The 19,227-nt window shown below is 66.1% G+C and carries 18 protein-coding genes; 10 read left to right on the forward strand and 8 right to left on the reverse strand.

Going from position 1 to position 19,227, the window contains the following annotated elements:
- Positions 1 to 80: 80 nt before the first annotated feature.
- The 3 genes from MRS60_RS28600 to MRS60_RS28610 form a co-directional block, all read right to left on the reverse strand.
- The gene (locus MRS60_RS28600; protein WP_243566062.1) at positions 81 to 1,547 is read right to left on the reverse strand and encodes a PepSY-associated TM helix domain-containing protein; all 1,467 of its coding nucleotides are present in this window, start codon (positions 1,545 to 1,547) and stop codon (positions 81 to 83) included.
- Positions 1,548 to 1,789: 242 nt separating this feature from the next.
- The gene (locus tag MRS60_RS28605; protein ID WP_105389780.1) at positions 1,790 to 2,275 is read right to left on the reverse strand and encodes a hypothetical protein; all 486 of its coding nucleotides are present in this window, start codon (positions 2,273 to 2,275) and stop codon (positions 1,790 to 1,792) included.
- Positions 2,276 to 2,487: 212 nt separating this feature from the next.
- Entirely contained in the window at positions 2,488 to 2,811 is a 324-nt protein-coding gene (locus tag MRS60_RS28610; protein WP_034181973.1) for a hypothetical protein, read from the reverse strand.
- Positions 2,812 to 3,403: 592 nt separating this feature from the next.
- Here MRS60_RS28610 and MRS60_RS28615 point away from each other — a divergent pair.
- Positions 3,404 to 4,036 (forward strand): LysE family translocator, encoded by a 633-nt coding sequence (locus MRS60_RS28615; protein ID WP_243566063.1) that lies wholly within the window; start codon positions 3,404 to 3,406, stop codon positions 4,034 to 4,036.
- 73 nt (positions 4,037 to 4,109) lie between these two features.
- On the opposite strand, the gene MRS60_RS28620 is transcribed toward MRS60_RS28615, so the two are convergent.
- On the reverse strand, positions 4,110 to 5,738 hold the full coding sequence (locus MRS60_RS28620; protein WP_175746692.1) for an NADP-dependent glyceraldehyde-3-phosphate dehydrogenase: 1,629 nt from the start codon (positions 5,736 to 5,738) through the stop codon (positions 4,110 to 4,112).
- A gap of 938 nt (positions 5,739 to 6,676) precedes the next feature.
- Between MRS60_RS28620 and MRS60_RS28625 the strand changes: the two genes are divergently transcribed.
- On the forward strand, positions 6,677 to 8,806 hold the full coding sequence (locus tag MRS60_RS28625) for a TonB-dependent receptor (protein ID WP_243566064.1): 2,130 nt from the start codon (positions 6,677 to 6,679) through the stop codon (positions 8,804 to 8,806).
- A gap of 87 nt (positions 8,807 to 8,893) precedes the next feature.
- On the forward strand, positions 8,894 to 9,355 hold the full coding sequence (locus MRS60_RS28630; protein WP_243566838.1) for a hypothetical protein: 462 nt from the start codon (positions 8,894 to 8,896) through the stop codon (positions 9,353 to 9,355).
- A gap of 26 nt (positions 9,356 to 9,381) precedes the next feature.
- Here the strand turns inward: MRS60_RS28630 and MRS60_RS28635 are convergent, their stop codons facing one another.
- Complete coding sequence (locus tag MRS60_RS28635; RefSeq protein WP_072438447.1) at positions 9,382 to 10,329, reverse strand: LysR family transcriptional regulator; 948 nt, start codon at positions 10,327 to 10,329, stop codon at positions 9,382 to 9,384.
- Between the two features lie 224 nt (positions 10,330 to 10,553).
- On the opposite strand from MRS60_RS28635, the gene MRS60_RS28640 reads away from it, so the two are divergent.
- Positions 10,554 to 11,582, forward strand: a complete 1,029-nt coding sequence (locus MRS60_RS28640; protein WP_034181979.1) for a DUF1338 domain-containing protein — start codon at positions 10,554 to 10,556, stop codon at positions 11,580 to 11,582.
- 339 nt (positions 11,583 to 11,921) lie between these two features.
- On the opposite strand, the gene MRS60_RS28645 is transcribed toward MRS60_RS28640, so the two are convergent.
- From MRS60_RS28645 to MRS60_RS28655, 3 genes are all read right to left on the reverse strand, one after another.
- The gene (locus tag MRS60_RS28645) at positions 11,922 to 12,119 is read right to left on the reverse strand and encodes a CsbD family protein (protein WP_034181980.1); all 198 of its coding nucleotides are present in this window, start codon (positions 12,117 to 12,119) and stop codon (positions 11,922 to 11,924) included.
- A 64-nt stretch (positions 12,120 to 12,183) separates the two neighbouring features.
- On the reverse strand, positions 12,184 to 12,543 hold the full coding sequence (locus MRS60_RS28650) for a BON domain-containing protein (RefSeq protein ID WP_034181981.1): 360 nt from the start codon (positions 12,541 to 12,543) through the stop codon (positions 12,184 to 12,186).
- A gap of 55 nt (positions 12,544 to 12,598) precedes the next feature.
- Entirely contained in the window at positions 12,599 to 12,763 is a 165-nt protein-coding gene (locus MRS60_RS28655; protein WP_165948116.1) for a hypothetical protein, read from the reverse strand.
- Positions 12,764 to 13,123: 360 nt separating this feature from the next.
- Here MRS60_RS28655 and MRS60_RS28660 point away from each other — a divergent pair, with 360 nt between their 5' ends.
- The 6 genes from MRS60_RS28660 (at position 13,124) to MRS60_RS28685 (ending at position 19,216) form a co-directional block, all read left to right on the forward strand.
- A complete protein-coding gene (locus MRS60_RS28660; protein ID WP_243566065.1) occupies positions 13,124 to 14,689 on the forward strand; it encodes a helix-turn-helix transcriptional regulator in 1,566 nt (521 codons plus the stop codon).
- Between the two features lie 140 nt (positions 14,690 to 14,829).
- Positions 14,830 to 15,021 (forward strand): CsbD family protein, encoded by a 192-nt coding sequence (locus tag MRS60_RS28665; RefSeq protein WP_243566066.1) that lies wholly within the window; start codon positions 14,830 to 14,832, stop codon positions 15,019 to 15,021.
- A gap of 419 nt (positions 15,022 to 15,440) precedes the next feature.
- On the forward strand, positions 15,441 to 16,592 hold the full coding sequence (locus MRS60_RS28670; protein WP_175746688.1) for a branched-chain amino acid ABC transporter substrate-binding protein: 1,152 nt from the start codon (positions 15,441 to 15,443) through the stop codon (positions 16,590 to 16,592).
- 28 nt (positions 16,593 to 16,620) lie between these two features.
- Positions 16,621 to 16,788 (forward strand): hypothetical protein, encoded by a 168-nt coding sequence (locus MRS60_RS28675; protein WP_243566067.1) that lies wholly within the window; start codon positions 16,621 to 16,623, stop codon positions 16,786 to 16,788.
- Positions 16,785 to 17,957: an NAD(P)/FAD-dependent oxidoreductase gene (locus MRS60_RS28680; RefSeq protein WP_034181984.1), complete on the forward strand. Its 1,173-nt coding sequence runs from the start codon at positions 16,785 to 16,787 to the stop codon at positions 17,955 to 17,957. Before MRS60_RS28675 ends, MRS60_RS28680 begins: the two co-directional genes overlap by 4 nt.
- A gap of 413 nt (positions 17,958 to 18,370) precedes the next feature.
- Positions 18,371 to 19,216 carry a GNAT family N-acetyltransferase gene (locus tag MRS60_RS28685; RefSeq protein ID WP_131947814.1) on the forward strand — a complete coding sequence of 282 codons (846 nt, stop codon included), beginning with the start codon at positions 18,371 to 18,373 and terminating at the stop codon, positions 19,214 to 19,216.
- Positions 19,217 to 19,227: the final 11 nt, after the last annotated feature.

A 19,227-nucleotide genomic window follows, 5' to 3' on the forward strand; every position in this document is an offset into this window, starting at 1 on the left:
GGCCGCGAGCAACGCAGCGGGCAGCATCAATCTGAACTTCATGCTTCGGAATCCTTTGAATCAGTGGAATCGCTTCGCGGTCATGCTGTCGCGCGCGCCGCACGGCCGAACAGCAAACGATCGATCAACCAGACCGCGACGATCGTCATCCCCATCAGCGGGAATACGATCCCGAGCAGCACGAGCCCTGCAATCCAGCCGCGCATCGGCGGCGTGCCGCGTTCGCGCGACGGCGCGCCCAGCTTGCCGACAGGGCGGCGCTTCCACCACATCACCGCACCCGTGACGGCCATCGCGGCGAGCCCGAGCGACAGCACCGCACAGATGATCTGGTTCGCGAGCCCGAAGTAGCGACCCATATGCAGCGACGTGCCGTACGACACGGCTTTCGACACAGCGCCGTAGTCGTCATAGCGGATGTCCTTCAGCACCGCGCCGCTGTACTGGTCGATGTAGATCGTCCGCTCCGCCTTCGGGTCGGCCGGGAAGTACGACGCGGTGAACACGCCGTCCGCGCCCGACGGCAGCGCGAGCGTGTAGCCACTCGTCACGCCGAGCCCCGCGACGATCGCGATCGCGCGTGCCAGCGGCAGCGGCGCCGGCGTCGGTGCCGACGGCGAATGCGGAATGGGCACGTTGCCGACCGCCCACGGCGTTTGCGGCAGCGGCAGGTCGTCCATCACCATTCCCGGCATCGACTCGCCCGATTCGTGGTGATGGCCGGACGGCGCGGCGGCCTGCGCATGTGCAGGTTCCGCCGCTGCGCCCGGGCGCGTCGAGCGCACCGCCGCGCCGCCCCATGCGCCCTCCGGCGCGCCGAGGTTCACGGTCGCGGCGAGCGCCTTGAAGTTCTTGCCCCACGAGCCCGACCACGGCAGCCCCGTCAGGATGAACGCCACGGTGCCGGCCGCGAGCCAGATGCCCGCCGTTGCGTGAATGCTTTTCCACAGCGGCCGGCCGCGCAGCGACAGGTCGGGCCGCAGCGCGCGCCCGACGCGCGCTGCGCCACGCGGCCACCACAGCGCGATGCCGGTGCCGATCATCACGAACGTCCAGCACGCGGCGAGCTCCATCAGCAATTCGCCCGTCTTGCCGAGCAGCAGCTTGCGATGCAGCATCCGGTCGACCTGCATGAAGCGTCGCTCGACGCTCAGCGTGCCGAGTACGCTGCCGTCGTACGGGTTCACGTAGACGCTCTCGCGGCTGCCGTCGCGCAGCCGGAATACATATTCGGCGCTGCGGTCCGGCGCGGTGGAGACCTGGACGGAAACCGGCGTCGCACCGGCCGGCATCGCGGTACGTGCGCGGGCGAGCAGCGCGTCCGGGTCGAGCCTCGGCGTGGCGCGCGGCTCGACGAGCAGCCGGTGCGGATACAGCAGCGGCTCGATCTGCGGCTGGAGGCAATAAAGCGTTCCCGTGATCGCGAGGATCACCAGGAACGGCATCACGAACAGGCCGGCATAGAAATGCCAGCGCCAGAGCGTCCGGTAACCGGCGCTTGCGGAATGGGCGGGCGAGATCGCCTGCTCGACGGTGGTGGTCGACATGGTGTCAGCTCCTCGTGATCGTCGATCGGCGAGGCCGGCGCGGGCCGGCCGCCGTCAACGCGTCACACACCGGCATGCGAGCGTCGACGTAATGGGCAGCGCGGCCCGATGCGCAGGCCATGCGCAAGGCGGCGTCGCCCGCGCGACGCGGGCAGTCGGGTGAACGCTTGAATCAGGTGTGGTGAAACGAACGGCATGAAGGCCCATGCACATCGACGTGCACGAGCCGTTGGGCGGAACGTTCAGCAGAACAGAGGAGGGGCGCGGGAGGGCGGGCGATCGTCGAATATCGACCGCACGACAGGAAGGAAATCGGGAGGAATCCGGAAACGCCGCGGAACCGCGGCGGGAAACAGCAGCACCAGCAGCACGAACGACGCGAGGGCCGTAAATAGCGCGGCGCCGAATGCGCAGAGGCTGTCGCCGTTTCCTGAGGGCGCCGTCTTGTCGGCATGCGCGTCGTGTTTGAGCGCATCGACGAGCGCCAGCGCGTCGTTGGCCGGCGTGATCGGCGCGCTGGCGTCGAAGCGGGCGGCCAGTGCGGCCACGTCGACGATCAGCGGGCCACGGCCCGAACACAGCACCACCGAGCCCGCATCCGGACCGTCCGGATCGAGCATCACGGCACCCGACATCAGCGCGCGGGACAGCAGCGTCACGAGGAGGAACCCCCACAGAAGCTGTCGCGCGACACCTTGCCGGAGCAGGAAGCGGCGAAGTGCGTTCATGGCGCGCGATTGTACATCCGTTTGCGGGGAGGGGCCGGCCGCAGCGCTGATGATCGGGATAAGCCGGCGCGCGAGCGCACGTGTGCGCGGCGTTACCGCGTCATGCGTCGCTCGGCTTCGTGATCGCAGCGGCGATCGATGCGCGCATTCGCTCGTATCGGGAGCTGGCTTTCTACGGCAGCCGGTTCGTCAAGCCGCCTCGCCGGGCCGCGTCACGCCGGATACGAATCGTCGACCTTCAGGTTCGCGAGCCGGAACAGCGTGCGCAGCGTCTGCGGATGAATGTCGCGGCGCGCGGCGAGCGACGTCAGCATGAAGTCGAGCACTTTCGCGTAACGGAGCAGCACGAGGCAGCGCGGGAGATCGGGCGCGCGGCCGCGCATCTCTTCGGCGATGTGGACCATTTCGGTCGACAGCGTGCGTGCCATCTCGAGTTCCATCTGCTGTTTTTCGGTCCAGTCGGGCAGCGGCTGTTCGAGCACCTTCGCGAGAAAGAGCTGGAACGCCGTGTCGGACGAATTGGGCAGCGCATCCATGAGGGGCCTCGTTGCTTGCGCGGATCGTTCGGGCGTATTCGTGGATGCGCCCGAGGTTGAATTTGTGTCCGCGCGGGTCGTCGGCGCGGCTTTTACCGGAACGGAATGCAGGTTCCGTACCAGCGCCGCGATCCGATTGTCGAGCAACGTCGAGCGGCGATCCGGCGCCGGCCGGCGAGTCCCGTCGGTAGTGGGTTGCGCAGGCGGTCGAGGAGAGTGTCTACAGGCGGGGCGTGGTGGACGTCAGGCGCACGAAGGGGCTCGGCGACGCGAAATGCTTCACGGATGTAACGTAACGCGGGCGGAACGCGCGGTGCGTTTCTGCCGGCGAACGGCCGAAACGTGCCGATCCACGCGTTCCGCCCGTGTCTGCCGTGCGTTCGCTGGCGGCAAACGTTGAAACGGGACGAGCTCCGTTGCATGGGGAAACGGGTGGTGAATGCGCCGGGTGTTTCATATCCGAGACGGTTTCACGAACGGCGATTCGATTGGCGTGGCCGTCGAACTGGCCCAGCGATTGGCCGCGCAATTGTCCATGGGCAGACGGCGCGCGTTTGCCAACAATCTCCGCATTACCCCTGCGAGATTCGACATGAGCGTCCACGTCTTCTTCTCGGCCAACCTGCTGCTGGCCTACACGGCCTATTTCATCGGTACGGCCAGCCCGGGGCCGAGCAATCTCGCGATCATGTCGGTCGCCGCGAACCAGGGCCGCAAGGCGGCGCTCGCGTTTGCGCTCGGCGTCATTTCGGGGTCGATGTTCTGGGCGACGGTGGCGGCGCTCGGCGTGTCGGCCACGCTGCTCGCATGGTCGAAGCTGCTGGTCGCGATCAAGATCTTCGGCGGGCTGTACCTGCTGTGGCTCGCATTCAAGTCGGGGCGCACGGCGCTGTCGGGCACGGTGGCGGCGTCGTTGAACGCGGCGCGCGAGCAGCGGCTGTCGCGCTTCTACGCGCGCGGCGCGACGCTGCACCTGACCAATCCGAAAGCCATTCTCGTGTGGGTGTCGATCGTCGCGCTGTCGTCGAACGGCACGGGCGCGTCGCACGGCGCCGTCGTGCCGGGCTGTGTCGTGATCGGGTGCCTGGTGTTCGGCGGTTATGCGCTCGTGTTCTCGATGGACGGCGCACGCCGGCTGTACGTGCGCGGCCGTCGCGCGATGGAAGCGTGTCTTGCGGTCGTGTTCGGCGTGGCGGGGATCAGGCTGCTGGCGTCGAACGCATGACAAACGGCGCGGTGCTCGCTGAAACCCTCCGCCGCATCGATGCGCGGCGGAAGGTTCCCGCTTCACGACGGCTTCAGAAAATGAAGCCCGTATTGATGAACTTCGACGTGTGATCCGACACGATCGAGTCGAGCAACTGCTTGCTGCTGTCGGTCTGCTTCGCCGCGACCATCGAGCGGATCGAGAACGCGCGCAGCGCGTCGCTCACCGACAGCGTGCCTTCGGCCGAATCCTTGCGGCCCGCGAACGGGAACACGTCGGGCCCGCGCTGGCACTGGCAGTTGATGTTCACGCGGCACACCTGGTTCACGAGCGGATCGACGAGCGCGCCGATCTGCACCGGATCGGAACCGAAGATGCTGACCTGCTGGCCGTGCTCCGACGTCGTCACGTAGTCGAGCGCGGTGTCGACGTCGTCGAACGGCGCGACCGGAATGATCGGCCCGAACTGTTCCTCGCGGTACAGCTTCATTCCTTCTGATACCGGATACACGACGGCCGGATAGAACAGCGTCTTGCTGAATTCGCCGCCCGAGTGGTTGACGACTTGCGCGCCCTTGGCGTTCGCGTCGTCGATCGCGTCGGTCATGTAGGCCGTGCGATGCATGCCGGGCAGCGGCGTGATGCTGACGCCTTTTTCCCACGGCATGCCGATCTTCAGCTGTTCGAGCGCGGCGGTGAAGCGCTTCAGGAATTCGTCGACGATCGAGCGGTGCACGAGCAGCATCTTCAGCGCGGTGCAGCGCTGGCCGTTGAACGACAGCGCACCGAGCAGGCATTCCTTCACGGTGAGGTCGAGATCGGCGTCGGGCAGCACGATCGCCGCGTTCTTCGCGTCGAGGCCGAGGATCGCGCGCAGCCGGTGCGACTTCGGGTGCTGCTTCTTCAGGTGATCGGCCACCTTGCTCGACCCGATCAGCGCGAGCACGTTGATCTTGCCCGACGCGAGCATGTGCGGCACGACCACCGCGCCCGGCGCGTAGATCGTGTTGATCACGCCGTGCGGGAACGCGTCGCGGAATGCTTCGAGCAGCGGCTCGAACAGCAGCGTGCCGTACTGAGGCGGCTTGAACACCACGGTGTTGCCCATCAGCAGCGCGGGGATCAGCGTTGCGAAGGTCTCGTTCAGCGGATAGTTGTACGGGCCCATGCACAGCACGACGCCGAGCGGCGTGCGGCGGATCTGGCCGATCGTGCCTTCCGCGATCACGAAGCGCGAGTTTGCGTTGTCGAGCTCCTTCAGCGCATCGATCGTCTGCGTCATGTACGTGACGGTACGGTCGAATTCCTTCTGCGAATCGGCGAGGCTCTTGCCGATCTCCCACATGATCAGGTTCACGACCAGCTCGCGCTGCGCGACCATCCGCTTGATGAAGTCCTGCATGCACGCGATGCGCTGCTCGACCTTCATCGTCGGCCACTCGCCGCGGCCCGAGTCGTACGCGCGCACCGCGGCGTCGAGCGCCGCGTCGCTCTCCGTTTCGCCCATCACCGGATAGCTGCCGATCTCGACCTGCTCGACGCTGCCGTCGGCCTGCCGCACGCACACGGGCGACAGCACGGTCTTGGTCGCGCCGTCCCACGGTCGAAGTTCGCCGTCGACGAGCGATACGCGCTGGTGAATCGGTGAAGCGAGCCGGAACTCGGCGGGGATGTCTTGATACGCGGGAAACAGTTGCTGCAGGGAGGCGGAATCGGGCATGACGGTCTCGTTTGACTAGGTGTCCGGGAAGGACGGGCGATGCGAATCCTGAGCTGAATGATCCTCGATCCTGAATCGGCATGATGACGCGCGGACGACGACACGTCACGCTGGAACATGGCTGAATCAGCGATTGGAACCAGTTCCATTAAAAAGGAACGCCGACGCGAATGCAAGAATTGCCGGATCGCGGCACATGCATCGTAAGCATTCAGAAAGACTGTTTCCGAATGGCCGGTATAACGCGTTTGTTGCAACCGCAAACGTTTCACTCCGGCTGGTTTGGGCGGATAATGGCGCAGCGCGACGAAGAAAAAAAATGAAGCGAGCCTGAGAGAGCAGATGTAGTGAACAACAGAAGAAGGTCCGCCGCGCTGCCGATGCGAGGTCGGCTGCCCGGAGCGCCGGGTCGGGGTTGCCCGGTCCGGCGCGCACCGGACCGTTGAATACGTGCCGCTCCTGCTTTACTTGATCCTTCGTGATCCTCTTCAAGTTTTTCGTCGTCGTATCCCGAACCCCACCTTCTGCCTGACCGTTTCCGCACGATCCACTTGATGCGGTCGATCGATTTCTTTCTATTTGCTTTCGGCGATGCGCGGATTAGCGCCTGAAAATGAAAGGCATTCGTCGGGAATGCAGGGCGCAATGCGCATGCACGTTGCGGGCAGGCGACACGTTAAAAATTAATCGAAAACACGAATCATTCTCGTTTATTATTTCGCACCATTACGAGCCGTGACGGGACGTCACGGCTTTTTTCGTGCCGGTCGTGCCGGCCGGCATCCACCCGCGCCGGCCGTTCGCCGCCGGCATGCGCGACGGGGCGATCCCCCGCGCGCCATCCAGTTCACGGAAAGGCTTCGTCGGTCGCTGCGCGATTCGCGCGTCGACCGGACGCGTTTCCGTTCGCCGTTTTTCCTTCACCCCCTACGTTCACGATGAAACTCAACACGAGCGCTTGCCATGCGCTTCTGATCGTCACGTCGCTGGCCGGCGCCCGCACTTCGTTCGCGCAGGCGAGCGACGCCGCGGCGACCTTGCCCGCGATTTCCGTCAATGCGGCCGCCGAGCATGCGTCGTACGACGCGGGCCGGTCGCGCGCGGCGACCAAGACCGACATGTCGCTGATGGACGTGCCGCAGACGGTGAACGTCGTCCCGCACGCGGTGATCGAGGACCAGAACGCGTCGTCGATGCAGGACGCGTTGCGCAACGTGCCGGGCGTCGGCTTCTCGGTCGGCGACGGCCAGCGCGACCAGATCACGATCCGCGGTTTCAACAGCATCACGGACCAGTACGTCGACGGCATTCGCGACGACGCGCTCTACTATCGCGACCTGTCGAACGTCGAGCGCGTCGAGGTGCTGAAGGGGCCGGCGGCGGTGCTGTACGGGCGCGGCTCGGCGGGCGGCATCGTGAATCGCGTGCTGAAGCGGCCGGACGCGAACCCGGTGCGCGACGTGGGCGTGACGCTCGGCACGCGCGGCGAGCGGCGCGGCGAATTCGACCTCGGCTGGAATGCGAACGACGCGGCGCGCTTCCGCATCACCGGCGCGGCCGAGAACTCGAACAGCTTTCGCGACCAGTTCCAGCTCAACCGCCAGGCGATCGCGCCGTCCGCGCAGTTCAAGCTGGACAGCAACACGGTGCTGAACGTCGAATTCGACTACCTGCACGACCGCCGCACGTCCGACCAGGGCCTGCCCGCGTATCGCGGCCGGCCGGTCGACGTGCCGATCAACACGTATTACGGCTCGGCCGATGCGGCGAACAGCTCGTACAACGACGTCTCCGCGAAGAGCGCGACGGTGTCGCTCGATCACCGCTTCAGCGATACGCTGTCGTTCCATGGCGCGATCCGCGCGTACGACTTCTCGCTCGAACGCAAGAACTACGTGACGTTCGAGCCGATCAAGACGGCCGCGCACCCGGTCGTGACGCTCGACCAGTCGACGCGCCAGCGCACCGACCACGGCATCGACGGCCTGTTCGAGCTCACGCAGAAGACGTCGCTGTTCGGCATGCGCCACGAGCTGCTGTATGGGCTGGAGCTGTCGCAGCAGCAGAAGTTCGACACGGTCTACAACGTGACGAAGGTCGCCACCTACGACCTCTTCAATCCGCAGCAGGTGATCCTGCCCGGCGTGCCGACCGGCGCGCGTGCGAAGACGAACGCGTCGACCGTCGTCGGGCTCGCGGGCGTCTACGCGCAGGACCTGATCTCGCTGACCGAGCACTGGAAGGTGCTCGCCGGCCTGCGCTTCGACTACCTGAACCAGATCCGCCACGACTACACGTCGTCGAACGTCAATCTCGACCGCACCGATCACGCGTGGAGCCCGCGCGTCGGCCTGATCTACGAACCGCTCGACTGGCTGACGCTGTACGGCTCGTTCAGCCAGTCGTTCTCGCCGCTCGCCGATACGCTGATCAGTTCCGGCGCGTACTCGAACGGCGCCGCGCTCGCGCCGCAGAAGACCACCGCGTATGAGCTCGGCTCGCGCTTCGACCTCGGCGGCAAGGCGACGGCCAGCGTCGCGCTGTTCGACATGCGCCAGACCAACCAGCAGATCGGTGACCCCGCGAATCCCGGTTATGCGCTGCCGATCGGCACGCAGCACGTGCGCGGGATGGAGCTGGGCTTCACCGGCGAGATCGCGCCGAAGTGGTCGGTGTACGCCGGTTACGCTTACATGAACGGCACGGTCGACGGTTCGCCGCAATCGACGGCGGCCGGCCTCGCGCTGTCGAGCAACACGCCGGGGCTGATGCCGCGTCACAGCGCGAACCTGTGGCTGAAGCGCGAACTGCCGTACGGCTTCTATGCGGCGGCCGGCATGCAGTTCCAGTCGGCGCGTTACACGTCGGCCAGCGATCTCGTCACGCTGCCGTCGTTCACGGTGTTCAACCTGGGTGCCGGCTATCGCAGCAAGAAGGTCGACGTGACGCTCACGCTCGACAATCTGTTCAATCGCCGCTACTTCATTGCCGCGCACGGCAATGCGGACCTGTACAACATGCCCGGCGATCCGCGCACGTTGACCGCGACGGTGAAGTGGCACATGTAACGCTCGCGCTGCGCGACAATGCGGGTCTTCGTTTCGATGACCCGCACCTCACTGCCCATGATCCGGAAAGCGTTTGATGTGTCGAGCATGCACGGCCGCGCCCGCGTGCTGTGTCTGGTATTGCTGGCGTGCGGTTCGGCTGCGGCGGGCGCGCAGCCGGTGCCGGCCGACGCCGAGCCGGACTGCCGCGCGGTGCATGCCGGGCGGGCGATCACGTTGACGGGCCGTTACGCGCTCGACTACGGCGACGAATCGATCGGATCGGACGTGTGGTTCGAAGAGGACGACGCATCGGCGCGGCGCTTGCCGGACCGTTCGCAACGCGCGGGCGTGATCGTTTTCACGAACCAGCGCGATGCGACGCGCGGGCTGCGGCTGCCCGCCGCGCAGCCGAACGGCGTGTGCCGGTTCGACGGGCGCGCGACGATCGTGATCCGCGATCTGGATACCGCGTGCCCGGGGCTGGAAACGCCCGATCGCGCGCGGCTGGTGAAGGTCGTCGCGGCCGATGTGCCGACGCGGTACGCGTGCGACGCCGCCGCGCCGTGACTTGAACGTGACCTGAAGCGAGCGCGCTACTCGACGTCCTCGTCATCCTCCGCGTCGGCGCCATCCGCATCTCCGTCCGGCGCCGCATACGCGCTCGCCTGCTCGAGCAGCCAGCCGCGAAACAGCTCCAGCGGCTTGCTGTGGCTGAATTCCGTCGGATATACGAGGTAGTACGCGGAATCGCCGACCGTCGCCGCGTCGCACGGCACTACGAGGCCGAGCTGCTGCAACTGTTCCTCGACGAAGAACTTCGGCACGAGCGCGATCCCGAGCCCGGCCGCGGCCGCGCTGATCAGCATCGTGTGCAGTTCGTAGCGCACGCCCTGCATCGTGCGGATGTCCTCGACGCCATGCGTCTCGAACCACTGCGCCCACGCGCCGGGGCGCGTCGTCGAGTGCAGCAGCGGATACGCGAGCAGATCCTCGACACGCTCGACCGGCCCGTCGAGCAGCGCGGGCGAGCAGATCGGCACGACTTCCTCGCCGAACAGGTAGTCGGACGACGTGCCGGGCCAGGTCGGCTTGCCGTAGTGGATCGCGGCCTCGAAGTGCGTGTCCTCGAACGAGAACAGGTCGGTGCGGCTGCCCATGTTCACGCGCACGTCGGGCGTGCGGTCGTAGAAGCTCTTGATGCGCGGGATCAGCCAGTGCGACGCGAACGTCGGCAGCACCGCGAGCTCCAGGTAGCCGCCGCCGCTGCCGTGCGCGATGATCGACAGCGTGTCGCGGTCGAGCGCTTCCAGCGCGCGCCGCACCTGCGTGCCGTACAGCTTGCCGGCGCGCGTCAGCACGACGCGCTGCTTCACGCGCGCGAACAGCCGCACGCCGAGGCTTGCCTCGAGCGTCGCGATCTGCCGCGATACCGCGCTTTCGGTCAGGAACAGCTCCTTCGCCGCGTGCGTGAAGCTCTCGTGGCGCGCGGCGGCTTCGAAAGCCACCAGTGCGCCCATGTTGGGGATCTTGAATTTGCGCATGATGCTCTATTTGTCTGACGAACGAACCCGCGCGGCGCGGGCCGGCGAGCGGGTCGGGGACGGTCGATAATTCCAAAAACTCATCACGTGTCAATTTAATCTCGCTTTACGCCCGGCTGCAACCCTTTGAATAATGCTCCCCACGCAAGGTCAGGCGCCCGATGGGCGGCCGGCCGACGAGTTGCCGGCACGTTTGCCGGCGGTCCCCCGAGACGAGAATCCTGATGCGCAATCCGAATATCGAGAGCTTGCTGACGAAGCTGCTGGGACAGGCGAAGACCGACGCCCTGTTCTCGACCCTGAACATGCCGGCCATCCTTGAAGAATGGGAGGACGGCATCGTGACGCGCGCGGAGATCGCGCAGGCGATGAACATGGCGCTGTTCGAAGGGCTGCTCGAGCGTTCGGCGAACGGCCGCGCATACACGGCCGACGCGATCGAAAGCGGCGGCTCGGTCTACTTCGATCACGGCGCGCTGCGCACGGTGCGCTGGCCGCACACGGGCGCGCTGCCGCCGGGCGAGGCCGCGTTCACGCGCATCCTGCGTCCGCTCGGCTTCCGCCTGAACGGCCGTTATCCGCTCGACAAGCTCGGCATGACCGGCCGCGCGTATGCGCACGAGGATGCGCCGGACGAAATCGCGCAGTTCTTCGTCAGCGAACTGCATCCGGAACGTTTCTCGAAGGAATTCCAGCAGGCCGTGACGAACGTCGTGAGCTCGTCGCGCGATCCGCTGTCGCCGGCGGCCGTTGCGCTGCTGTGGGAAGTCGAACGCGAAGGCTGGCTGTCGCTCGACGCCGCGCACGCGCTGCTGCCGGAAATCGTCGGCGCGTTCGCGCGCCAGCACGATCTGCCGAACGAACTCGACTACGAAACGCTGCTGATGGAATCGGCGGAAATGGCGTGGATCTCGACCGAAGGCAACGCGTTCAACCATGCGACCGACCGCGTCGCCGACGTGTTCAAGCTGTCCGACGACGAGAAGGCAAAGGGCCGGCCGATGAAGCCGGAAGTCGAGCGCTCGCGCTCGGGCCGCGTGTTCCAGACCGCGTATCGCGCGGATACCGTCGAGCGCGAGTTCCGCACGCGCGACGGCGGCACGGTGAAGCGCAACGTGCCGGGCTCGTTCTACGAGTTCATCACGCGCAAGCGCACGTTCGATCAGGCGGCGCGCCGCTGGGTGACCGACCTGCGTTTCGACGCGGGCAACGCGCAGGGCATCTTCAAGATGACGGCGAACGCGGCGAAGTAACGAACGTGAAGCGGGGCGCGTCGCGCTTCGCTTCCGAACGGGCAAGCCTATCGGGCAGGGCGCGCACGCGTCCTGCCCGATTTGCGTTGGGTGGCTGCGATGCAGCGGAATGCGTGCGCTCGTTCGAGCGATGGACTACGGAGTCGCAGCCGATGGTGTAGGGGGAACGTGCAGATGCGTCGGGCGCCGCGCCGTCACAGGATGTGCGTGATCAGATAGAACAGCACCAGCAGCCCGACCGGCACGCCGAGCAGCCAGGCGATCAGATATTTGCCCATGTCGTTGTCCTGATGGCCGCGACGCCGGCGGCGCCGCGGCGGGGTGAGTTTGCCGGTTGCGTTACAGCTCGCGATCGAATTCCTTCAACTGCTTCTCGGCCGCATCGCGGGCGATTCCGTAACGTTCCTGGATCTTCCCGGCCAGATACTCGCGATCGCCTTCCGCGACTGCGAGATCGTCGTCGGTCAGCTTGCCCCACTTGGCCTTCAGCTTGCCGGTGAGCTGCTTCCACTGGCCCTTGATCTTGTCTTCGTTCATGGTGTGCTCCTTGTCGCAATGGGATAACTGCGGGATAACTGCGCGGCGTCGGCCGCGCGGGAGGTCAGGCCTTCGCCTTCAGGCCGGATGCGTCGACGTGCTTCACGCCCTTGACCGCGCGCGATACAGCGATCGCCTTCTTCACGGCGATCTTGTTCGGCAGCACGCCCGTCAGCGTGACGACGCCGTCGATCGTCTTCACGCCGATGTCGAGACTCTTCAGGCCGTCGGTGGCGGCCAGCTGGCTCTTCACCTTGGTCGTGATCCACGTGTCGGTGACGGGCTGGTTCGATTCGGCCTGCATGCCGTTGCCGTTGTCGGTCGATGTTTTTTCCTGTGCATGGGCGTTCATGAGCGGCGCGGCACTCAGCAGGAAGGCCGCGCCGGCGGCGAGCAGCGTCGAAAGATGCCGGGTCTTGTTCATTGAAGTTCTCCATCGATTGACGTGTTGGATAAGGGAGTGCGATCGGCGTTGCCGGTCACCGGACGATCGGCGTGTCGTAGCCGGGCTCGCGCGGCGGGATGTCCGGGCGCGGCACGTCGGGCGGCGGCGGAACCGGCGGATCGGTGCCGGGCGACGGTTCGGGCGGACTGTCCGGAGGCGGTTCGGGCCGCGTCGGATCGGGTGTCTGATGCAGCTTCATCGTGCTTCTCCTCTGCGGGTTGGAAGGCAGCGCATGAGCGCCGATGCAGTACCAGCGTACCGATGCGAACGCGTGTGGGCATCGCGCAAATTCACCTGATCGGCTAGTGCGTTTGCACGGGGGGCAGTGATGGGGTTGGGGTGCGTCGGTCGCCTGCAGCGCGGGGAGCGGCGGGCGCGGCGGATGGCGGGATGCCGTACGGTTGCGGCGGGCCGTGCGAATGTACTATGACGGATAGTGCAATCGCGCCTGTCGTGCCGAGGTGCGGCAAGCGATCATCGCCGCACGCGCCGGCCGGCGCGTGTCGAAGCGAGGTGTGGCCGGGCCGGCAGTCATGTTGACGACATGGACAACCATTCGATGAACGAACAGCTAAACGAACGGGCGCTCAAATCGCATACCGATCGGCGCCAGTTGCACCAGATCATCGCGGGGCTCACCGAGGGCGTGATCCTGATCGAGCCCGACCAGCGGATCGTCTGGGCGAACGAGGCTGCGCTCGCGATGCATGGCGTGACCGAGCTGAAGGCGCTCGGCGCGACCGTGACCGAATACCGCGAGCGTTTCCGGCTGCGCTACCGGAACAACCATCCGGTGCGCGACGGCCACTATCCGATGGATCGCGTGATCGCGGGCGAGGAGTTCAGCGACGTGACGGTCGAAGTCGAATCGGCCGCCGACGAAACCGTGAGCTGGGTTCACCGGATCCGCAGCCTCGTGCTGACGAACGCAGCCGGCGAGCCCGACTGCCTTGCGCTCGTGCTGCACGATGCAACCGAATGGGCGAGCGCGGAGGAGCGCTTCGAGCGCACCTTCAACGCGAACCCTGCGCCGGCCGTGATCTGCCGGCTCGACGATCTGCGCTACGTGAAGGTCAACCAGGGCTTTCTCGACATGTCGGGCCACGCACGCGACGACGTGCTCGGCCGCTCGGTATACGAGATTGACGTGCTCGAACAGGCCGAGCGGCGCGAGCTCGCGGTCGAGCGGCTCGGCGAAGGTGCGACGATTCCGCAGATGGAAGCCGTGCTGAAACTCGCGGACGGCGGCACGAAGGCGGTGATCGTCGCCGGGCAGCCGATCGACATGAACGGCGAAGCGTGCATGCTGTTCACGTTCATGGATCTCGAACCGCGCAAGCAGGCCGAGCGCGCGCTGCGGCAAAGCGAGGAGCGCTTCGCGACGGCATTCCGGATGGCGCCGGTCGCGACCGCGATCGTCACGGCCGACCGCTTCGAGCTTCTCGACGTCAACGATGCGTTTGCCGCGATGACGGGCCATTCGCAGGACGACCTGCTCGGCAAATCCGCGGACGAGATCGGGCTGTGGGCCGAACGCGGTGCGTGGCAGCGCATCGAGGCCCGGCTCGCGCGCGACGGCAGCGTACGCAACGCCGACGTGCAGATCCGCACGCTCGATGGCGACGTGCGCGATTGCGTCGTGTCGGCGGACCCCGTTGCGATTCACGGGCGCGACTGCCTGCTCGTCGCGCTGCTCGATATCAGCGATCGCAAGCGCACCGAGATGGAGCTCGTCTACGCGATCGAAACCGCGATGCAGGATGCGTCGTGGTTCAGCCGCACGCTGATCGAAAAGCTCGCGAACGTGCGGCACGCGAATGCGCCGGACGCGGGCGCGCAACTGTCGGACCTGACCGCGCGCGAGCGCGACGTGTTCGACCTGCTGTGCCACGGCCTCGCGGACAAGGAGATCGCCGGCCGTCTCGGGCTCGCGCCGAACACGGTGCGCAATCACGTCGCGACGATCTACGCGAAGCTCGACGTGCACAGCCGCGGCGAGGCGATCGTGTGGGCGCGCGAGCGCGGCATCGTCGGCGCGGCCGATGCGAACGGCGTGCGCGAGAAGGGTGGGGAGAAAGGCGGGGAGAAGGGCGGCGCGAAGGGCGGCGCGAAGGGCAAGGACTGACGCCATCGGTACGAATGCACCATGCGTGCTGGTGCATCCGCATCTGCCGCGCGCGGCGGAGGCTTGCGAACCTGTCCACTCGGCGGTGCGGCGCGGGCCGTCACATCGCCGGCTCTCCCCAACCATCGCAGGAGACGACCATGGACAGCAATCGCGTCGAAGGCAGGCTCAAGCAGCTCAAGGGTTCGCTCAAGGAAGCGCTCGGCAAGGTGACGGGCGACCGCAAGACGGAAGCGGAAGGCATCGCCGAACAGCAGGCCGGCAAGATCCAGGAGAAGGGCGGCAAGGCGACCGATGCGGTGCGCAGGCAGACGGGCACGGATCGGCACTGAGCGGACGATGCGATGCGGCGGGCATCTCGATCGCGTGCCGTTGTCGAAGCAATGATGCCTCATCGGCATTACCGCGGCCGGCGTTGACGGACGGGCGCCGGCACGTATCCCACTGACGCATTCGGCTCACGGCCCGCCGTCGCGCGGGCCGTGAGCCGTTCGTGCGCACGGAACTTGATGACAAATCCTCACAACGTAGTTCCGATAATTCGTTTGCTGCACAGGTATTGGCTACCCACAATCCATTCACCTCTTTCGCGGTGAAAGGTTCTTCGGAGACGGAACCTCAGTGATCGGCCGACCGGTTTGACGCCTTCGTCGAATGGCGCTCCGGCGGCGGGCAGCATCACCGGCACGCAGGAGGTTGCCGACGCGCGGCGGTCGCGCGTTGCATCCCGACCCACAGAACAAGGACTGCCATGACGTTCCGCATTCGTTCGCTTTCCGGCGTCGCATTGACCGCCGCGATCCTCGCGTTCCAGACGGGCGCGGCCCATGCGCAGGAGACGGTCGTCAAGGTCGGCGTGGCCGGCCCGCTGACGGGCGGCGGCGCCGCATACGGCAAGGACATCGAGAACGGCGTGCGCATGGCCGTCGACGAAGCGAATGCCGCGCGCACGACGGTGGGCGGCAAGCCCGTGAAGTTCGTCGTCGCGTCGCAGGACGACCAGAGCGATCCGCGCACCGGCGTGCAGGCCGCGCAGCAGCTTGCCGACGCGCAGGTGGCGGTCGTGATCGGCCATTTCAATTCGGGCACGACGCTGCCCGCGTCGAAGATCTACGCGAAGGCCGGCATTCCGATGATCACGCCGTCGGCGACCAATCCCGACATCACGCGCGCCGGGCTCGGCACCGTGTACCGCGTGATCGCGACCGACACGCAGAACGCCGGCAACGCAGGCGCGTATGCGGCGAGCGTGACCAAGGCGAAGCGCATCGCGATCATCGACGATCGCACCGCGTTCGGCCAGGGCGAAGCCGACGAATTCGAGAAGTCCGTGAAGGCGAACGGCGGCACGATCGTCGCGCGCGAATTCACGAACGACAAGGCCGTCGACTTCAGCGCGCAGCTCACGAAGATCAAGAGCACGAATGCCGATCTCGTGTTCTTCGGCGGCCTCGACGCGCAGGCCGCGATGCTGGTCAAGCGCATGCGCCAGCTCGGCATTCGCGCGCAGTTTCTCGCGGGCGGCGGCGTGATGAACGCGAACTTCATCAGGCTGGCCGGCAACGCGGCGGAAGGCGCGGCCGTGTGGGAATACGGGCAGCCGCTGTCGCGCCTCGCGAAGGGCAAGCTGTTCGAAACGAAATTCAGGCAGAAGTACGGCGTCGACATGCTCGCGTATGCGCCGTTCGCGTACGACGCGACGTGGATCGCGATCAACGCGATGCAGAAGGCCAATTCGACGAAGCCGGCCGATTTCAACGGCGCGCTGAAGGACACGCGCTACGACGGCATCACGGGCACGATCGCGTTCACGAACACGGGCGACCTGAAGAACCCGAGCTCGACGCTGTACGAAGTGAAGAACGCCGCGTGGCAGCCCGTCACGACGAAATCGGCGGATTGAACGCAAGCGTGCGCGGACTTTCGCGGCGATGCCGGACGTGCTGAAATACCGAGAGCGTTCGGTTGCGATCGCGGCGCACGCCGGGGCGATCGCCCGGGAAGTCTGCGGACGCGACGCCGCGTGCGACGCGGCACGAACAACCAACGGGCGTGGCCGGCTGGCCGCGCTTTTTATGTGCAACTGGAGTCAGTCGTGAGTTCTCAAGTCGTTATCGTCGGCGGTGGTGTGATCGGCAGCTCGATCGCTTATTTCCTGCGCGCCACCGATCCGACGGTCGCCGTGACCGTCATCGAACGCGACCCCACCTATGCGCGATCGTCGTCGGCGCTGTCGGCCGCGTCGATTCGCCAGCAGTTCTCGACGCCGCTGTCGATCGAGATGTCGCTGTTCGGCATCGACTTCCTGCGCACGATCGGCGAACGGCTCGAAGTGGACGGCAACCGGCCGTCGATCGATTTGCACGAAGGTGGTTACCTGTTCCTCGCGACGGCGGCCGGCGATGCGACGCTGCGCGAGAACCATGCGCTGCAGATCAGCCTCGGCGCCGATATCCGGTTGATGGATTGCGATGCACTGCGCGCGAAGTTTCCGTGGCTGAACGTCGACGATCTCGTATCGGGCGCGTACGGCGTGAGCGGTGAAGGCTGGTTCGACGGCTACGGGCTCGTGCAGGCGCTGCGCAAGAAAGCGCAGGCGCTCGGGGCGCGTTATGTAGCCGCCGACGTGAAGTCGGTCGAGCGCGATGGACGGAAGATCACGCATGTCGTGACGGGCGACGGCGAGCGTTATGCGTGCGACACGCTGGTCAATGCGGCCGGTGCGTGGACGCGCACGCTGTCGTCGATGATGGGCATCGACATTCCCGTGTATGCGCGGCGCCGCAGCATCTTCAATGTGTCGTCGCCGGCGAAGCTCGCGGATTGCCCGCTGCTGATCGATCCGACGGGCGTGTATTTCCGGCCGGAAGGGCGCACGTATATCTGCGGCACGTCGCCGAGCCCGGATCGCGACCCGGACGATCTGCCGCTCGACGAAGTCGATCACGACCTGTTCGACGACGTGATCTGGCCGACGCTCGCGAATCGCGTGCCGGAGTTCGAGGCGCTGCGCGTGGAGAACTGCTGGTCCGGGTACTACGAGTACAACGTGTTCGATCACAACGCGATCATCGGGTATCACCCGGAACTCGACAACGTCGTGTTCGCGAACGGCTACAGCGGCCACGGGCTGCAGCAGGGGCCGGCGACGGGGCGCGGCGTCAGTGAACTCATTCTGGGCGGGCGTTACGAAACGCTCGACCTGTCGTCGCTCGGCTGGGCGCGAGTGCTGGAAAACCGGCCGATCGTCGAAAAGAACGTCGTGTAGCGCGGCGTGACCGCCCGGTGTGGGGTGGGCGGTATTCTCCTTGTGTCTCAAACCTATTGGCCCGACTTTGTCGGGCTTTTTTTGTTTATCGCGGATTTCGGTGGAGGGGTGCTTGGCGACTCGTTGCTGCCGGTCGCCCGTTCGGACATTCGAGGACAGCTAACCTGGTGGCCCGGTCGTCCGGGTCGCTGATACGCGTCAATTGCGGTGCCTATCGAACCGGAACAACTGCGATGACCGCTCCACTCCGATGCTCGCCCTTGGGATTATGATGACGCGATCGGCAGCGGTGGCTTGGGGCATGATTGTGCGGTCTGTTCTGTCGGTTGGCCGGCGCTCGCTTGCCGACACTTTCCCGATGCATTTTCCGTAGCACGAGGCGGCAATCCTTAGAGCCGCGAGTGAGGGGAACCATGGATCAAGGCGGTGACTTTATCGTGCGCACCATGTCGGCCGACGAGGTAGTCATGGCGGTCGAATGGGCGGCTGCGGAAGGGTGGAATCCCGGCTGGCATGACCCGCGCTGCTTCAGGGAAGCGGACCCGGCCGGGTTCTTCGTCGGTATTTGGCGCGGCGAGCCGGTCGCGTGCCTTTCCGCCGTCGCCTATGACGAACACTTCGGCTTCATCGGTCTTTACATCGTGAAGCCCGGGTTTCGCGGCAAAGGCTTCGGTATGCGAATCTGGCAGCACGGCATGCGTTATCTTGGAGACCGCAACGTCGGCCTCGATGGTGTCGTCGCCCAGCAGGCAAACTACGGGAAGTCCGGGTTCCGGGTCGCGTACCGCAACATTCGCTATCAGGGCCGCGTGGACGGCATCGGATGCGCGCATGTAGCGGCAGCGGCCGATGTGCCGTTCGAGCAGTTGCTTGCCTACGATCGCCAGTGTTTCCCCGCGGCGCGCGAGCGTTTCGTCTCCGCGTGGATCGCGCAGCCGGATGCCGTTGCGCTCGCAACGGTCGACGCCGGCCGTGTCGCCGGATACGGTGTCGTTCGCCGCTGCAACGAGGGGTGCAAGATCGGCCCGCTCTTCGCCGATGATGCAGGCGTCGCTACCGGGCTGTTTCGCGCGCTGGCGGCGAGCATGCCCGGCGAGGTCATCGTGCTCGACGTGCCGGAAACGAATCCTGCGGCCGTCGCGCTGGCGGAGCGGCACGGGATGACGAGCGTGTTCGAAACCGCGCGGATGTACACGAAAGAAGCGCCCGCGATCGCGATCGATCGCGTGTTCGGGGTGACGTCGTTCGAGCTGGGGTGATGGGGCGGGCG

This window comes from Burkholderia pyrrocinia, assembly GCF_022809715.1.
GTDB classification, from domain to species: Bacteria; Pseudomonadota; Gammaproteobacteria; order Burkholderiales; family Burkholderiaceae; genus Burkholderia; species Burkholderia pyrrocinia_C.

Bases quoted from the DNA above. Each gene is read 5' to 3' on its own strand.
- MRS60_RS28600 (WP_243566062.1), bottom strand. From the start codon at position 1,547: ATGTCGACCACCACCGTCGAGCAGGCGATCTCGCCCGCCCATTCCGCA.
- MRS60_RS28605 (WP_105389780.1), bottom strand. From the start codon at position 2,275: ATGAACGCACTTCGCCGCTTCCTGCTCCGGCAAGGTGTCGCGCGACAG.
- MRS60_RS28610 (WP_034181973.1), bottom strand. From the start codon at position 2,811: ATGGATGCGCTGCCCAATTCGTCCGACACGGCGTTCCAGCTCTTTCTC.
- MRS60_RS28615 (WP_243566063.1), top strand. From the start codon at position 3,404: ATGAGCGTCCACGTCTTCTTCTCGGCCAACCTGCTGCTGGCCTACACG.
- MRS60_RS28620 (WP_175746692.1), bottom strand. From the start codon at position 5,738: ATGCCCGATTCCGCCTCCCTGCAGCAACTGTTTCCCGCGTATCAAGAC.
- MRS60_RS28625 (WP_243566064.1), top strand. From the start codon at position 6,677: ATGAAACTCAACACGAGCGCTTGCCATGCGCTTCTGATCGTCACGTCG.
- MRS60_RS28630 (WP_243566838.1), top strand. From the start codon at position 8,894: ATGCACGGCCGCGCCCGCGTGCTGTGTCTGGTATTGCTGGCGTGCGGT.
- MRS60_RS28635 (WP_072438447.1), bottom strand. From the start codon at position 10,329: ATGCGCAAATTCAAGATCCCCAACATGGGCGCACTGGTGGCTTTCGAA.
- MRS60_RS28640 (WP_034181979.1), top strand. From the start codon at position 10,554: ATGCGCAATCCGAATATCGAGAGCTTGCTGACGAAGCTGCTGGGACAG.
- MRS60_RS28645 (WP_034181980.1), bottom strand. From the start codon at position 12,119: ATGAACGAAGACAAGATCAAGGGCCAGTGGAAGCAGCTCACCGGCAAG.
- MRS60_RS28650 (WP_034181981.1), bottom strand. From the start codon at position 12,543: ATGAACAAGACCCGGCATCTTTCGACGCTGCTCGCCGCCGGCGCGGCC.
- MRS60_RS28655 (WP_165948116.1), bottom strand. From the start codon at position 12,763: ATGAAGCTGCATCAGACACCCGATCCGACGCGGCCCGAACCGCCTCCG.
- MRS60_RS28660 (WP_243566065.1), top strand. From the start codon at position 13,124: ATGAACGAACAGCTAAACGAACGGGCGCTCAAATCGCATACCGATCGG.
- MRS60_RS28665 (WP_243566066.1), top strand. From the start codon at position 14,830: ATGGACAGCAATCGCGTCGAAGGCAGGCTCAAGCAGCTCAAGGGTTCG.
- MRS60_RS28670 (WP_175746688.1), top strand. From the start codon at position 15,441: ATGACGTTCCGCATTCGTTCGCTTTCCGGCGTCGCATTGACCGCCGCG.
- MRS60_RS28675 (WP_243566067.1), top strand. From the start codon at position 16,621: ATGCCGGACGTGCTGAAATACCGAGAGCGTTCGGTTGCGATCGCGGCG.
- MRS60_RS28685 (WP_131947814.1), top strand. From the start codon at position 18,371: ATGGATCAAGGCGGTGACTTTATCGTGCGCACCATGTCGGCCGACGAG.